Annotated in this window: 13 protein-coding genes; 5 read left to right on the plus strand and 8 right to left on the minus strand. The window is 58.8% G+C overall.

Annotated features, from left to right (window positions below):
- Positions 1–22: 22 nt before the first annotated feature.
- Positions 23–1,042 (minus strand): helix-turn-helix transcriptional regulator, encoded by a 1,020-nt coding sequence (locus ACA071_RS19980; protein WP_497640752.1) that lies wholly within the window; start codon positions 1,040–1,042, stop codon positions 23–25.
- 571 nt (positions 1,043–1,613) lie between these two features.
- Between ACA071_RS19980 and dapF the strand changes: the two genes are divergently transcribed.
- Positions 1,614–2,432 carry a diaminopimelate epimerase gene (dapF, locus tag ACA071_RS19985; protein ID WP_497640753.1) on the plus strand — a complete coding sequence of 273 codons (819 nt, stop codon included), beginning with the start codon at positions 1,614–1,616 and terminating at the stop codon, positions 2,430–2,432.
- Between the two features lie 259 nt (positions 2,433–2,691).
- A complete protein-coding gene (locus tag ACA071_RS19990) occupies positions 2,692–3,102 on the plus strand; it encodes a hypothetical protein (protein WP_497640754.1) in 411 nt (136 codons plus the stop codon).
- A gap of 62 nt (positions 3,103–3,164) precedes the next feature.
- Here the strand turns inward: ACA071_RS19990 and ACA071_RS19995 are convergent, their stop codons facing one another.
- Together ACA071_RS19995 and ACA071_RS20000 are read right to left on the minus strand one after the other, a co-directional pair.
- The gene (locus ACA071_RS19995) at positions 3,165–3,476 is read right to left on the minus strand and encodes a cupin domain-containing protein (protein WP_497640755.1); all 312 of its coding nucleotides are present in this window, start codon (positions 3,474–3,476) and stop codon (positions 3,165–3,167) included.
- A complete protein-coding gene (locus ACA071_RS20000; protein WP_497640756.1) occupies positions 3,458–4,201 on the minus strand; it encodes an SDR family oxidoreductase in 744 nt (247 codons plus the stop codon). Before ACA071_RS20000 ends, ACA071_RS19995 begins: the two co-directional genes overlap by 19 nt.
- 245 nt (positions 4,202–4,446) lie before the next feature.
- Between ACA071_RS20000 and ACA071_RS20005 the strand changes: the two genes are divergently transcribed.
- Entirely contained in the window at positions 4,447–5,088 is a 642-nt protein-coding gene (locus ACA071_RS20005; protein ID WP_497640757.1) for a TetR/AcrR family transcriptional regulator, read from the plus strand.
- Between the two features lie 218 nt (positions 5,089–5,306).
- On the opposite strand, the gene ACA071_RS20010 is transcribed toward ACA071_RS20005, so the two are convergent.
- The 3 genes from ACA071_RS20010 to ACA071_RS20020 form a co-directional block, all read right to left on the minus strand.
- Positions 5,307–5,675 (minus strand): DUF6124 family protein, encoded by a 369-nt coding sequence (locus ACA071_RS20010; protein ID WP_497640758.1) that lies wholly within the window; start codon positions 5,673–5,675, stop codon positions 5,307–5,309.
- Positions 5,676–6,166: 491 nt separating this feature from the next.
- Entirely contained in the window at positions 6,167–7,189 is a 1,023-nt protein-coding gene (locus ACA071_RS20015) for a lysozyme inhibitor LprI family protein (protein WP_497640759.1), read from the minus strand.
- Positions 7,190–7,351: 162 nt separating this feature from the next.
- Complete coding sequence (locus ACA071_RS20020) at positions 7,352–7,885, minus strand: cysteine hydrolase family protein (RefSeq protein ID WP_497640760.1); 534 nt, start codon at positions 7,883–7,885, stop codon at positions 7,352–7,354.
- Between the two features lie 472 nt (positions 7,886–8,357).
- Here ACA071_RS20020 and ACA071_RS20025 point away from each other — a divergent pair, with 472 nt between their 5' ends.
- Complete coding sequence (locus ACA071_RS20025) at positions 8,358–11,171, plus strand: beta strand repeat-containing protein (RefSeq protein WP_497640761.1); 2,814 nt, start codon at positions 8,358–8,360, stop codon at positions 11,169–11,171.
- 207 nt (positions 11,172–11,378) lie between these two features.
- On the opposite strand, the gene ggt is transcribed toward ACA071_RS20025, so the two are convergent.
- Positions 11,379–13,106, minus strand: coding sequence for a gamma-glutamyltransferase (ggt, locus tag ACA071_RS20030; protein ID WP_497640762.1), 1,728 nt, complete (start codon positions 13,104–13,106; stop codon positions 11,379–11,381).
- A 148-nt stretch (positions 13,107–13,254) separates the two neighbouring features.
- Here ggt and ACA071_RS20035 point away from each other — a divergent pair, with 148 nt between their 5' ends.
- On the plus strand, positions 13,255–13,770 hold the full coding sequence (locus ACA071_RS20035; RefSeq protein WP_497640763.1) for a methylated-DNA--[protein]-cysteine S-methyltransferase: 516 nt from the start codon (positions 13,255–13,257) through the stop codon (positions 13,768–13,770).
- A 183-nt stretch (positions 13,771–13,953) separates the two neighbouring features.
- Here ACA071_RS20035 and ACA071_RS20040 read toward each other — a convergent pair whose 3' ends face one another.
- The gene (locus tag ACA071_RS20040; RefSeq protein ID WP_497640764.1) at positions 13,954–14,547 is read right to left on the minus strand and encodes an NUDIX domain-containing protein; all 594 of its coding nucleotides are present in this window, start codon (positions 14,545–14,547) and stop codon (positions 13,954–13,956) included.
- Positions 14,548–14,602: the final 55 nt, after the last annotated feature.

The raw sequence follows: 14,602 nt of genomic DNA on the forward strand, positions 1-14,602 counted from the left end.
CAAATGAGGAGGGGTCAGGCAATTAGTGGGAAATACGACGGGTATCGTGCGACGGCGAACGCAGGACAGAACCCAGTTCTACCTTGCTTTTAACGCCGAGCTGCAAGTAGCAGTTGCGCAGATAAGTGCGCACTGTGGCCGGACTCAGGCCCAGGGTTTTGGCGATTTCTTTATAGGAATGGCCGGCGGCGAACAACATGGCGGCCGTACGCTCGCGCGGCGCCAGCACCGCCCCGCGCGACTGCGCTTCGAGGGACAGAATCACATGCTCGGCGTTCGGGCTCAGCGTCAGCGTGCAACGACCAAAACGGATCACGCACGGCGCTTTGGCCAGTTGCGCGATCACCTCAAACGGCAGCGTCGAGCCGCTCCATCCCGGCAACTCACGCTGAATGGCGGCGCACAGGCTGGCGCCGACATACAGCAGACTGCCGTCGAGTCGGGCGATGCCGAAGTCGGTCGCGCCGTTGCCGGTGTCGAAGCGGATCATGTCCTGCACCTGGAATCGCCACAGCTGTAGCAGATGATCGCAAAACGCAGAAAACAACTCGGCCTCATTGTCGCTGAACCCCGGCGCATCAGCGCCACGGTACAGGCAGACGAAAAACAGCAAGCCGCTTTCGGGCAATTCGAAGGTGATGCACATCGGGTGATAGAGGTCGTGACGCCGCGCGAAGTCGTTCACCTCTTCACTCGGGTCGGTGAAGCCGCTTTCACGCACCACCGCGCCGAGTTGGCTCAGGGTGTCGTTGGAAAACTTGTCGATGGCCGCACAGGTGTGCCATTCGGCCGCGAACGATTCCGGCAGATTGATGCGCCCGTGCATCCAGCTTTGGGGCGGCGCATCGGCGTCCGACCCCGACATCTCGCCCCACCAGGAGGACGCGAACGGCACCAGTTCGCTGAAGGCGTGCAGGCCGTCTTCGATAAATTGCGAGTCGCCGCGATCCCGGGCCAGGCGACCGAGGTGGAGGATGCAGCGGTTGAATGTGTTGAGTGTGGCCATCGAGGTCATGGCACCGATTCCTTCACCCTCCTCCATCGTTTTTTTCCTGTTAGCTACATGACGTATTAATTCGACCATGCCATAGGGGCAGCAATCGCGTCCAGTTCAGGACTTTTCAAGGCGATGCATTGAAAAATCACTCCCGCAGAAACTCGATAAACCGCCGGTTCTTCGCTGGAACGATGTGTGTTGCCGAATGGAATTGCGAGCACGGGTGCACTACCTTGTATGTGTAACACCGTCGTTTCGCAATCCTATTCAGGTTGAGAGGTGGAAGTCATGAACAACATCATCTACATCGTCGGGGTCGTTGTGATTGTCGTGGTTGTCTTGTCATTCCTCGGGTTTGCATAGATTCGACGACCGTCTCGATTCATCGTTTGTGCTCGACTTTTCTTGACGGGGACGTCCGCCATTGGCGTTCCTTCGATTCTGCCAATAATCGGTCAGTTGCCGATTCCCCTCTTGCTTCAGATCTATTTTTGATAAAGCCGCCCCGTTTGCTCCTGTGCCTTTCAAGCTTTTACACGGCTTGAAAAAGTCATGCGAATGGGGCTAGATCGCCTTGAACGTCAACTTACCTAAGTCTCGCCGCCAAGGTCTCTTCATGCCGCTGAGTTTCCACAAAATGCACGCCAACGGTGATGACTTCGTTATTGTCGACTCGCGAAATTCGACCCACCCCATAACAAGTGCCCTGGCACGGCGAATGGGCGATCGGAACCGAGGAGTGGGGTTCAATCAACTCGCGGTAATGCTCGATTGCGATGATGCCGCCGCGCGCTTGATGTTCTGGAATGCAGATGGCTCCACGCTGGACGCGTGTGGCAGCGCCACGCGAGGTGCGGCGGATAGGCTGATGCGTGAATCAAATACGACCTCGATCGTATTGCGAACCCACCGTGGACTACTCACGTGCGAACGCACCTCAACCGGCGCCATTTCCGTCGCCATGGGAGAACCGCTGTTTGGCTGGTCGGACATTCCCCTGGCGCTGGAACTGGACACGGCTGTTTTGCCACTGGCTGGCGACCCGGCAGCGTGCAGCATGGGAAATCCGCACTGCACTTATTTTGTGGACGACCTGACAGCCGTTGATATAGCGGCAATCGGACCGACCCTTGAAACCAACCCTCTATTTCCACTGAAAACGAATGTGCATTTCGTTCAGGTCATTGACCGCAAGCGCATTCGGTTGCGTATTTGGGAGCGCGGCGGTGGTATCCCGCTCGGCTCCGGTTCCTGCTCGTGTGGTGCCGCGGTCAACGGCATTCGCCGGGGCTTGCTGGACAACTCCGTCGAGGTTGAATGTGATGGCGGGACCGTTACGGTTCAATGGGACGGCGTGGGGCCGGTCTTTCTCATCGGCCCGGTAGAGAAGACGTTCTCGGGAACACTGTCCGATCGATTTTTACAGGCTCTGTAGCTGCTCTGTTCAATCAACCGGAATCACCGCAGGCGTCCCAGCATCTTTCAGCAGAAACACCAAAAACTTCGCCGGCTTGTCCTGGCTGGCATTGCGCCCAACCGCATGAAAAATGAAAGAGTGACAGATCTATTTAAATAGATCCGTCACCTTTAGTTTTGCGTCCAGATTGCAGTTCCGTTTTAAAACAATCACGCTACGCGCCTGCAAGTTGTTCATGCACAAACGCGTACTCATTAACAGGGATGTGGATTACAAGATGTTCAAGGCGATTTCATTTGGTTTGCTCTCCACTCTATTGGTTCTGCCGGTGTTCGGTTTTGCCATTTCGCTCTTGCTTCCACCCGAATTTGTTGCCGTTGGCGCTCAGGGATGGGAGCAACAGCACAATCAGTTGATCAGCGTGAACTTGGTCAAATGGCTGACAGTGCTCGGCTGGGTGGTGGCGGCCTGTCTGGGAGGGCTTGTCAGTACCCGAATCAGCCCAACTAAAACCCTGCGCGCAGCAACTTGGGTGGGAGCGGTCATCCTGCTTACCTGGGGCATACCGGTCGGGATAATCTCCGGCAACAATATAACTTGGGTACATGTAACCAGCGCTCTGCTCATCATGCCCGCTGTGTTGCTCGGCGGTGTACTGGCACAGGGTTTGGGTGGTCGACGCGCTTAAGTCTCTGACCCCCTGACAACTGTGTGCAACATACAGGTGACCGATCCATTTGATTGGAACGGTCACCTTTGGTCCACATTGATTTCAGTCAAGCCTCCGGAATCACCGCAGGCTTGCCAGCATCTTTCAGCAGAAACACAAAAAAATTTTGCCGGCTTATCCTGGCTGGCATTGCGCCCCACCGTATGCACATCTTCAGGCCCTTCATGGAATCTCTGCTCCGGCATCAGCGTCACTTCCTTGCCGCCCTTCACGCTCATGACGATGGAGCTTTCGAGCACATAGATGAAGCCATGGGCATCGTGCCGGTGCACCGGATCGGCGTCGCCCGGTGGAGACTCACCCACCCTGCCCGCTAAGTGTTCTTGAGCCACGCATCGAAGCGGGTCGCGCCGATGATCGGATCGACACCAGGGGTCAGTGACTCGTCGTCGATGGCCGCGCCGAAATAGGTGGCCTCGGCGTCTGCGATCACCTCGCGTGGATCGTCGTTGTGTTTCAGGAAAGCTTTGACGAATGAGACGATCGGCAGGCGCTCGGGGCCGGCCACTTCCTCTGTCTGCCGGGTGGGCGGTTGTTCGGCGATGTCGGCCAGTGCCGCCGCGACGTCGGCCGAGGCGATCGGTTGCAGGTCGGCGGCGGGCAATCGGGTGGTGTTGCCCTCGTTGCCGGATTGGGCGATGGCGCTGATGAATTCGAAGAATTGCGTGGCCCGCAGGATCGAGTAGGGAACGCCCGAGGCCTTGATCAGTTTTTCCTGGGCCATTTTGGCGCGGAAGTAGCCACTGTCGAGCATCAGTTCCGTGCCGACGACGGACAGGGCAACGTGGTGTTTGACCCCGGCGGCTTTCTCGGCGGCGAACAGGTTACGCCCGGAAGTCTCGAAGAACTCCAGCACGGCGGCGTCTTCGAATGACGGCGAGTTGGCAACGTCGACGACCACCTCAGCGCCGGCCAGCGCCGCGTCGAGGCCTTCGCCGGTCAAGGCGTTGAGGCCGGTACTCGGTGAGCCGGCCAAGACGTCGTGTCCGTGCTGACGCAGGTTATTGCAGAGCTGGGTGCCAATCAGGCCAGTTCCGCCGATGACGACAATTTTCATCGGAATGCCTCCATGTTGGATGGTGCACCGTGGGGTGCATCTGTCGGCGTTTGATGAACGGCTATCAAGCCAGGGCCGAAGCCTGACTCAGTTTAGGACACGGATCGCGGAATGCCCTTTGGCTCTGCACCTCCTTGCCGTGCAATCGGACGAATCGCATCTGGCTCATTCGCTGTATAGTTTTATATATTACGAAACCGATTTCCCAAGACATTCCCCATGCCCCTCTCCCTCGTTCCATCCCCATGACCAACATTCGCCAACGCAATCAGCACCTGATCCTGGCCGCCGCCAGCGAAGAGTTTGCTGCCAAGGGTTTCGACGCCACCCAGACCCGGGACATCGCCGCGCGTGCGGGGGTGCCGAAGGCAAATCTGTATTACTACTTCAAGAGCAAGGAAAACCTCTACGCCAAGGTGTTGCTCGGGTTTGTCGAGCCGCTACTGGAGGCCTCGGCGGCGTTGCGCGAGAGCGATGATCCGGTGGAGGGCTTGCAGGCCTACATTGCGGCGCGGATTCGCATTGCGCGCGAGCATCCGCATATCGCCAAGGTGTTCAGTGGCGAGCTGTTGCTGGGGGGACGGCAGTTGCCCGAGGAGTGCCGGGATTTGTTGTATGCCGAGGCGCAGCGCAATGTCGAGTGCCTGCGCAGCTGGATTGAGCGCGGGCTGTTGGCGCCGGTGGACCCGGAGCATTTGATGCTGTTTATCTGGTCGGCGACGCGCACCTACACCAATCTGGGTTGGCAGATGGCGCACATCACCGGGCGGCAGGTGCCGGAGGATGGGGATTACCGGAAGGCGGCGGCGACGATTACCCGGTTGGTGTTGGGGGGCGTGGTGCCGGAGCGGGTTGGGGCGATTGGGGGGTTGATGTTTGCTACTTGAGGTTTGTTGGGAGCTGCTGCGCAACCCAGCGGGAGCAAGATCGTTGTGTGTAGGAGCGAGCGGTGCGGCGATCCGACTTGCCCGCGAAGAACGATGACGCGCTGTACCAGACCCGACCCCTTCACCGTAGGAGCAAAGCTTGCTCGCGATGAACGATAACGCGGTGTGTCAGGCCTGACGCCATCGCGAGCAAGCTTCGCTCCTACAGGGCCTGGCGGTTATCCAGGCTTGTGGTTATCCAGTATCCGATTGACCGCTAACTCACCCATCACGAGCGACCGATGCAACACCAGCATCGTATGGCGTCGCGGGCCGTCCGTGAGCTCTACGAGATCGTTGACCATCTTGCGGGCCGTTGATAACGATTCGTAGACCTCGACCAGCAACGTTTCGTCATCCACCGCTGCGTCGATGGTGAAGAAGGCGCCGCAGCTGCGGGGCGGTATCTGCGTTTTCGTCGCCCCTGGGTTGAGGTAGAAGTTGAGTGCGCGGTCTGCCGCCAATTTCATTTTCTTGGGATCAAGATCAAAAGAGGCGTCGTAGGGTACTGGATCGGTATCCGGGGGGTTGGGCGTTACCTTGAACATAGATAGAACTCCTTATGTCGTAAACAAAGAGCCAACCAACCTCGCTACCAAACGAATGGGTGGTGGCCATACGCAGGTTGGTAGACCGGGACATAAGGAAACCGGCGCACCCGAAGATGCCCTGTGCATGACCACCATAATGCCGAGGCGAAGAAACGCCGCGAATGGTGATGCCGTGCAATCCTTACGTCCGGGCTACCAAACCCGATCACTGTTTTTCAGCGACGGAGAAACGATAAAGTCCCGGACCTGGACGCACAAGCCGGCGGATTCTGGCGTACGCGTAGGCAACGACGCAAGTCGCTGTAGCCGTTTATGACGTAACACTGAGTGTCTTTAAACGCTCGCGCAGAAGCCTGTTTAAACATTGCAGAAGCCGAACGAAATCCAACTCGTCCTTGCCGCCACTTCGGTTACCTATTGCGTATTGCTTCATCGACTTTAAGCACGAATTCAATCCTCGAGTAGTTGGCATACGTGTACGAACCCCGCTAAGGCATCTGGTCCAGCGGCAAAGACCCGGCCGCCGCTCGTTTGTCATACCAACGCTTGAGTGTTTCGGGCAGGCGCCCTTTCCAGCCTGGCACGTTGGTGTAGTAACGGGCGCGAAGATTGCCCTTCGAATCGCTCACTATCAACACCAGCCAGAAGCGCGAGTCTGTGGCGTGCATGAAAATTGAAGCGTTGATACCGCCGAGCCCGCGTACCCACATTTCATCGACTCCGGCGCCCGGAACATCGCTGGACGCCTCGCCCAGGGTCCGCGAACTGCTGCTCTCGACCAACCGTTGGTAGTCGTCCTTGAGCAATGTGCGCAGCGCGTCGTCCTCCTGTTGAGTGCGCACTAATCCGACGCTGAGCAAATCGTTTTCCAGTGCCAAAGACTGTTCCGATGCCACGTATCGTCCGGCATAAAACACGCCCATCCCGGCGCCGCAATCCGAGTCACTGCCCTCCTGATTGACATCCAGCACGCCGTTCATGGCGATGAAGGTCAGCGCACAATCGCCCTCGGCGTAATGCGCGGTCGTGCCTTTGAGGGTGGCGATGCCATCCAGGTTGCCCATGTTGGCGCCGTTTGCAGCCAAGACCTCGAACGTGATGTGGGTCGAATCTTTACGCCGGGTCTTCAACTCGCCACCGGTCTCTACGCCCCACGGAATCATCTGCCAAGTGGCGTCCCACGAAAACGGCGTGGCCATGTGGCCAAGTTCGGTGATGCGCATTCGATACTTCTGCCGCAGGCAAGAAAGGTTATCGGCGCACTGATTGCGCTGTTTCAGCCACTGGCGCTGGTCGGTCTTCAGCGCTTTGGGATCAGCGACTTTCGCAAGCGTGACGCTCCACAGTTCGCCCAGTTTTTTATCCAGGCTGGAGGTGTAGGCGTCGGCGCAAATGGCTTTTTCGCTGGGGCTGGTTGCGCTGATGCAGTCGAAGCTGCTGGCGTGGGTGGCGGTGGAGAATGCGAGAGGCGCCAGTAACGCGGCGCACGTGGCGGTGAAACGTGAGGGCATGGGGAGATTCCGTTCTTCAGGCGGGCGCTGGTCGGCGCTGGTCCTTGGTGCGAGGCGTTGGTTTTTATGGTTTGAGAGGGGTCGGGGGCTGCTGCGCAGCCCAGCGCGAGCAAGCTCGCTCGCCACAGAAAAGCCTCTTCACCCCCCAGGTTTGGAGAACGGTCATAGACGGATTTCGGCGGTGGGCAGGACGTCGATCCGTGCCACAGGGCCCGTCAGGTGCGCGAGGTCGGCGTTGTGCTCGGCGATGATGTCCTCGGCGGCGAGGTTGCCGTTGTCGACGGTGGAATGCGCGTCGCTGGCGAGTACCACGTCATAGCCCATTTTCAGTGCCTGGCGCACGGTGGCGTTGACGCAATAGTCGGTTTGCAGGCCGCAGATAACCAGTCGATCTGTGCCCTGGTCTTGCAGCAATGACTGCAGGTGGGTCTGGTAAAACGAGTCCCGGGTGGTTTTGCGCACGCGCAGGTCTTGCGCTGAAGTCTCCAGGCTGTCGGCCAGTTGCCAACCCTCGGAGCCGTGTCGCAGCAGGTCGCCCTTCTCTTCGTGCTGGATCAGGACCACCGGGACCCCGGTTTCCCGGGCCTTGACGCTCAGGCTATTGATGTTCTCGATGACGCGTTTGATGTCGAAGCATTCGTACTCGCCGGTGCACAGGGCATGTTGGACGTCGATGATCAGCAGTGCGGTGGTCATGGCGGGGGGCCTTAAAGTAATCCATCAGATTAAGGGGGACGCAACCGGGTCTCTGAGGGCCGAACGAGGATCGCGCGCAATCGATAATGCCGCAAAACGCGCCGGTATAAAACAGCGCCGTTTCAGCACGTGGACAGCCTCCCCACCGCCGCTAATGTGAATTAAAAAAGCATTAAACCATATTAAACATGACAGTAATTTGTTATTCCATTGTAACGAGCAATATCATTTCAATAACACAACAATAAGAGTAGGCAATATTGATAGTTTGCTTTAGGGTGAATCACCGATATCGAGAAGTTTCGCCAGGACTGTGACCTGTTTAATAACAGGGCTGCGGCTTTGCCGCTGGCTATCAATGGATTTCAGCCAGTGACTGTGAGTAATCAACTGATCGTTCTTTATTGAACGGGATGGACACTTACAATCCTGATTCCCGCTGATGCTGTTATATCCATTGAGTACACTTGATATGAATGACAACAAAGTCCTGGTCTTGCGCACGTGTGCCAATGACATGTCGGACCACGCTGGCCACGTCTGGCCTGAAGCCGGACCGCTAGTGTGCAAGCACTGGCTACCCAGCAAAAAGCTCGAGAACGGTCTGGTCGGGCTGTTGTGGGGTGAGGGTTCTTCTACTCAGCTAAGTCTGCGAGCCGATGCCAGATGGATTGTGTGCGAAGTTGACGCAGCGCATATCATCAAACTTGAAGAAGACGGCATGATCAAGTTTCCGGAAGCGGAAGTTGTTCATACCGGCACACAAGAAAGCGCGACCAATTACATCTTACAAAACATCGACAATTATCAAATCGCCAACTCCACTTCAATCGAAACAACACTGGAATCATCCAATAAACCATTAAGCCGCGAATTCGAAAGTCGCCGAGCGCAGGGATACAGTCCTTCCGGTATTGGCGCTAAAGTCGACGCCTCGCAAAAGTTCGAAACGGCTGTTTATGGCAGCACCCTGACCGGCGGGCATCAAAGTTATCTGCTGGCCGGCTACGGCAGCACCGAAACAGCGGGCGGCCAGAGTTCGTTGATTGCCGGTTACGGCAGCACCTTGACCGCCGCCGACAGCAGTTCGTTGACCGCCGGCTATGGCAGCACGGAGATGGCCGGCAACGACAGCGCGCTGATCGCCGGGTATGGCAGCACCCAGATTGCCGGCCAGAAAAGCACCCTGACCGCCGACTACGGCAGCACGCAAACCGCCCAAGACGACAGCACCCTCACCGCCGGTTATGGCAGCACGGCAACGGCAGGACGCGACAGCTCACTGACCGCAGGTTACGGCAGTACGCAGACCGCCAAGGATGGCAGCGCACTCACGGCGGGCTATGGCAGCACTGAAACCGCCGGATCGGAAAGCTCCTTGATCGCCGGTTATGGCAGCACACAAACAGCAGGTCAGGACAGCACGCTGACGGCAGGCTACGGCACCACCCAAACCGCTCAGGACAGCAGCGCCCTGACCGCCGGTTACGGCAGCACTGGCACTGCCGGGCCGGAAAGTTCGCTGATCGCCGGTTACGGCAGCACCCAGACGGCCGGCCACGAAAGCACGTTGACCGCCGGATATGGCAGCACCCAGACCGCTCAGGAAAGCAGCTCCCTCACTGCCGGCTATGGCAGTACCGAAACCGCTGGCGGCGACAGCTCGTTAATCGCTGGTTATGGCAGTACGCAAACCGCCGGCTACAACAGCACGTTGACGGCCGGCTATGGCAGCACCCTCACTGCTCAGGACGGCAGTTCCCTCACGGCGGGTTATGGGACGACAGAAACCGCCGGGCATGAAAGTTCGCTGATCGCCGGTTACGGCAGCACCCAGACGGCGGGCTATGAAAGCCATCTGACTGCCGGCTATGGCAGCACGCAAACCGCCCGGGAAAGCAGCGTCCTGACCGCAGGTTATGGCAGTACCGCGACGGCGGGCGGCGACAGCTCGTTGATCGCTGGCTACGGCAGTACACAAACCGCCGGTCACGACAGTACGCTGACGGCAGGCTATGGCAGCACCCTCACCGCCCGGGAACACAGCTCGCTCACCGCCGGCTATGGCAGCACTGAGACGGCCGGTTATAAAAGCACCCTGACCGCAGGCTATGGCAGTACGCTTACCGCTCGGGAAAGCAGCGTGCTCACCGCCGGTTACGGCAGTACCGAAACCGCCGGCAGCGACAGTTCGCTGATCGCCGGCTACGGCAGCACACAAACCGCCGGCTACGAAAGCACCCTGACGGCCGGTTACGGCAGCACCCTCACGGCGCAGGACAACAGTTCCCTTACCGCCGGCTATGGCAGCACCGAAACCGCCGGCTACGAAAGTTCGCTGATCGCCGGTTATGGCAGCACGCAAACCGCCGGCTACGACAGCACATTGACGGCGGGTTACGGCAGTACCCTCACCGCCCAGGACAGCAGTTCTCTCACCGCCGGTTATGGCAGCACCGAAACCGCAGGCTACGACAGCACGTTGATCGCGGGCTATGGCAGCACCCTCACCGCCCAGCACAACAGCACCCTCACCGCCGGTTATGGCAGCACCGAAACCGCGGGCCAGGACAGTTCGTTGATCGCCGGCTACGGCAGCAGCTTGACCAGCGGCATTCGCAGCTTCCTCACGGCGGGCTACGGCAGCACACTGATCAGCGGCTTGCGCAGTGTGTTGACCGCCGGGTACGGCAGTTCGCAAACCGCCGGTTACGAAAGCACGTTGACCGCCGGCTACGGCAGCAATCAGATTGCCAGTTATCGCAGTTCACTGATCGCCGGCCCCGACAGCACACAGATCGCCGGACACAAAAGCATGTTGATCGCCGGCAAGGAAAGCTCCCAGACCGCCGGTTATCGCAGCACGCTCATTGCCGGTGCCGGGAGCATCCAGACCGCAGGCGATCGCAGCAAATTGATCGCCGGCAAGGACAGCACGCAAATCGCCGGCGACCGCAGCAAGCTGCTGGCGGGCAGCAACAGCCACCTCACGGCGGGTGATCGCAGCAAGCTCACGGCGGGTGATGACTGCACGTTGATGGGTGGCGATAAAAGCGTGTTGACGGCGGGCAAGAACAGCATTCTGGTGGGCGGCGCGCGCAGCAAGCTGATTGGCAGCCTGGGTTCGACCCTGACCGGCGGCGAGAACGCGACGCTGATTTTCCGCTGCTGGAACGGCAAGCGTTACAAGAATGTCGTGGCGCGTACCGGCAAGGATGGCGTCGAGGCGCATGTGCCTTATCAGGTGGATGAGGCGGATAACATCGTCACCAAACCCGATGAATGACTTTCGAACTGCCATAGCACCGTTGTAGCAGCTGCCGAGCAACGCGAGGCTGCGTTCGGCGGCGAAGCCGTCGTAAATCCTGCGCACGCGGTCTGCCTGATACACCGCAGTGCATGGCTTGACGACGGCTTCGCCGCCGAACGCAGCCTCGCGTTGCTCGACAGCTGCTACAAGGGCCACCCTCAGATTGAGGGTGGCGTTTGCGACTTAGTAGCCCAGCGACAACCCGGTATTGCGGCGCGGATCATTCGCCCCGTAGTAGCGGTTTTTGCCCACCGGTTTGCCGCCCAGCGAAGGCGCGCCGACCAGGATCGCCGCCACATGGTTGGCGTCCTGCGGCCCGGCAAATTTATGGCCCCAGCTTTCGAGCAGCTTCACCGTGTCCGGGCTGGTGGTGAAGGTCTCCAGGTTGGTCTCTTCCGGCAACCACTGCTGGTGGAAACGCGGCGCATCCACGGCTTCCTGGATGTTCATGCCGTAGTCGATCACGTTGAGAATGGTCAGCAAGGTTGCGGTGATGATGCGGCTGCCACCGGGGGTACCGACCACCATCACCACTTTACCGTCCTTGGTGACGATGGTCGGGCTCATGGACGACAACGGTGCCTTGCCGGGCGCGATGGCGTTGGCTTCCCCTTGCACCAGGCCATACATGTTCGGCACGCCGATTTTCGAGGTGAAGTCGTCCATTTCATCGTTGAGGATCACCCCGGTTTTGCTCGCCATGACGCCAGCGCCGAACCAGTCATTGAGGGTGTAGGTCATCGACACCGCGTTGCCCCATTTGTCGACGATGGAGAAGTGCGTGGTGTTGCTGCCTTCATGCGGTGCTACGCCAGGTTTGATCTCGCGGGACACGCCAGCCTTTTGCGGGTCAATGGCTGCGCGCAGTTTGGTCGCGTAATTTTTGTCCAGCAAATGGGCGATCGGGTTCTTCACAAAATCCGGGTCGCCGAGGTAGCTGTTGCGGTCCACATACGCGTGGCGCATCGCTTCGATCTGATAGTGCATGCCTTGGGCCGAGTGATAGCCCAGGTCTTTCATCGGGTAGCCATCGAGGATGTTCATGATCTCGCAGATCACCACCCCGCCCGAACTTGGCGGTGGCGCCGAGACGACGTGGTAACCGCGATAATCGCATTCCACGGGGGCCAGTTCGCGGGTCTTGTACTTGTCGAGGTCGGCCTGGGTGATGATGCCTTTGTTGGCCTGGCTGGAGGTGACGATAGCGTCGGCCACCCAACCTTTATAGAACCCGTCGGCGCCCTTCTCGGAAATTTCCCGCAGGGTTTTGCCCAGGTCTTTTTGTATCAATTTTTGCCCGACCTGCATCGGCTCGCCGTTGCTCAGGAAGATCGAGCCCGAATCACGCATGTCCTTCTTGAACACGTCGGTCGCGGTTTCCAGCAGATCGACATCGCCCTGCTCCAGGACGAAGCCTTCTTCAGCGAACTTGATCGCCGGGGCGATCACTTCCTTGCGCGGCTTGGTGCCGTATTTGCTCAGGGCCAATTCCATGCCGGACACCGTGCCCGGCACGCCAACGGCCAGGTGACCGCGAGTGCTCAGGTCCGGGACGACGTTGCCGTCCTTGTCCAGGTACATGTTCGCCGTAGCGGCCAACGGCGCTTTTTCGCGGAAGTCGAGGAAGGTCTTGCGCCCGTCCGCCAGTTGAATGGTCATGAAACCGCCGCCGCCCAGGTTGCCCGCCGCGGGATAAACCACCGCCAGTGCATAGGCCACCGCGACCGCGGCATCCACGGCGTTGCCGCCGTTCTTCAACTCATCCACGCCCACATGGGTGGCCAGGTGCTGGGCTGTAACCACCATGCCGTTTTCGGCCGCAACCGGTGCCACAGAGGCTGCGTAAGCACTGAGGCAGCTGAGCGCCAAGGAAGTCGCCACCAGCGTTTTGGCAAAAGGTTCGAACTTCATGATTCGGTCTCTTTTTTGTTTTTTGGCTCTGCAATAACAGAGGGAACGCTTCAAGAGCAGTAGCCAGTATGGCTGGGATTGCGTATTGCGCCTCCCCGATGAGGCAGTATGCTTGCCTCCTGTTCAGCTGCTTTGGGAGTTCGCCGGTATGACCTACACCTTCACCACCATGCCGTCCCCCGTGGGCGAGCTGAAGCTGGTTGCGAACGGTTCGAGACTGGCAGCCATCCTCTGGGAAAACGACAAACCGAACCGCGTGCGCCTTGGAGTGATGACTGAAGCGGCCGACAATCCGATCCTGAAACGAACCGTTCTACAGTTGCAGGAATATTTTTCCGGTACGCGAAGTCAGTTCGATCTGGAGCTGGATTTTGCCGGGACGGAGTTTCAGAAAAAGGTCTGGCAGGCGCTGTTGACCATTCCCTTTGGCGAAACCCGCAGCTACAGCGAGATCGCCGAGCAGATTGGCAATCCGAGCGCGGTTCGCGCGGTGGGTGCGGCGAATGGCAAGAATCCGATCTCGATTATTGCGCCGTGCCATCGGGTGATTGGCGCTTCGGGGAAATTGACGGGGTTTGCGGGTGGGCTTGAGGCGAAGGAGCGGTTGCTGACGCTGGAAGGTTGCGAGTGGTCGGGAGCCAGCCGGACGGGCGAGCTGTTCTGACTGAACTAAAACGGCAGCCTGTAGCAGCTGTCGAGCACCGCGAGGCAGCGTTCGGCGGCGAAGCCGTCGTAAATCCTGGGCACTCGGTTAGCCTGACACACCGAATCGCCTGACTTCACGACGGCTTCGCCGCCGAACGCTGCCTCGCGGTGCTCGACAGCTGCTACACGGGTTGGCCGTCGTTCAAACTTGGGCGAAGATGTTTTTCATCGCCGCATACTGCAGCAGCATGATGGTTTTCGCGTCGCAGATCTCCCCGCGATAAAACGCCTCAAGTGCCTCGTCGAACGTCCACTCCAGCACTTCCAGCTCTTCGGTCTCTTCCTCCAGCCCACCGCCATCGCTGACTTTCGACGCGGCGTCGTATTCGGCGATGAAGAAGTGCAGTTTTTCGGTGACCGAGCCGGGGCTCATGTAGGACTCAAAGACCTTTTGCACGTGGTGCACGCGATAGCCGGTTTCTTCTTCAGCTTCAGCGCGAATCCGTTCTTCAGGCGCCGCGCCTTCGAGCAATCCAGCAGCCACTTCGATCAGCAAGCCATCGTGACCGTTGACGAACACCGGCAGCCGAAACTGGCGCGTCAGCACGACGGTTCTCTTCTCGCGGTTGAACAGCAGAATCGCCGCACCATTGCCACGGTCGTAGACTTCACGGTTCTGGCGTTGCCAGTCACCGTTGTTACGCTGATAGTCGAAGGTTATTTTCTTCAGCAGGTACCAGTTGTGGGACAGCACCTCAGATTCGATGATGTTGACCCGATCGGCGGTGTTCGCCATCACAACGCATCCTTTTTTCGTGAGTGGATGCGCATGGTAGACGAAAACCAAAAAG

It is taken from the genome of Pseudomonas sp. LBUM1646 (assembly GCF_059716165.1).

Excerpts from the sequence above, each read along its gene's own strand:
- ACA071_RS20040 (WP_497640764.1), bottom strand. The coding sequence starts at position 14,547 with ATGGCGAACACCGCCGATCGGGTCAACATCATCGAATCTGAGGTGCTG.
- ACA071_RS20015 (WP_497640759.1), bottom strand. The coding sequence starts at position 7,189 with ATGCCCTCACGTTTCACCGCCACGTGCGCCGCGTTACTGGCGCCTCTC.
- dapF (WP_497640753.1), top strand. The coding sequence starts at position 1,614 with ATGCCGCTGAGTTTCCACAAAATGCACGCCAACGGTGATGACTTCGTT.
- ACA071_RS20035 (WP_497640763.1), top strand. The coding sequence starts at position 13,255 with ATGACCTACACCTTCACCACCATGCCGTCCCCCGTGGGCGAGCTGAAG.
- ACA071_RS20000 (WP_497640756.1), bottom strand. The coding sequence starts at position 4,201 with ATGAAAATTGTCGTCATCGGCGGAACTGGCCTGATTGGCACCCAGCTC.
- ACA071_RS19990 (WP_497640754.1), top strand. The coding sequence starts at position 2,692 with ATGTTCAAGGCGATTTCATTTGGTTTGCTCTCCACTCTATTGGTTCTG.
- ACA071_RS20010 (WP_497640758.1), bottom strand. The coding sequence starts at position 5,675 with ATGTTCAAGGTAACGCCCAACCCCCCGGATACCGATCCAGTACCCTAC.
- ACA071_RS20020 (WP_497640760.1), bottom strand. The coding sequence starts at position 7,885 with ATGACCACCGCACTGCTGATCATCGACGTCCAACATGCCCTGTGCACC.
- ggt (WP_497640762.1), bottom strand. The coding sequence starts at position 13,106 with ATGAAGTTCGAACCTTTTGCCAAAACGCTGGTGGCGACTTCCTTGGCG.
- ACA071_RS20005 (WP_497640757.1), top strand. The coding sequence starts at position 4,447 with ATGACCAACATTCGCCAACGCAATCAGCACCTGATCCTGGCCGCCGCC.
- ACA071_RS20025 (WP_497640761.1), top strand. The coding sequence starts at position 8,358 with ATGAATGACAACAAAGTCCTGGTCTTGCGCACGTGTGCCAATGACATG.
- ACA071_RS19980 (WP_497640752.1), bottom strand. The coding sequence starts at position 1,042 with ATGGAGGAGGGTGAAGGAATCGGTGCCATGACCTCGATGGCCACACTC.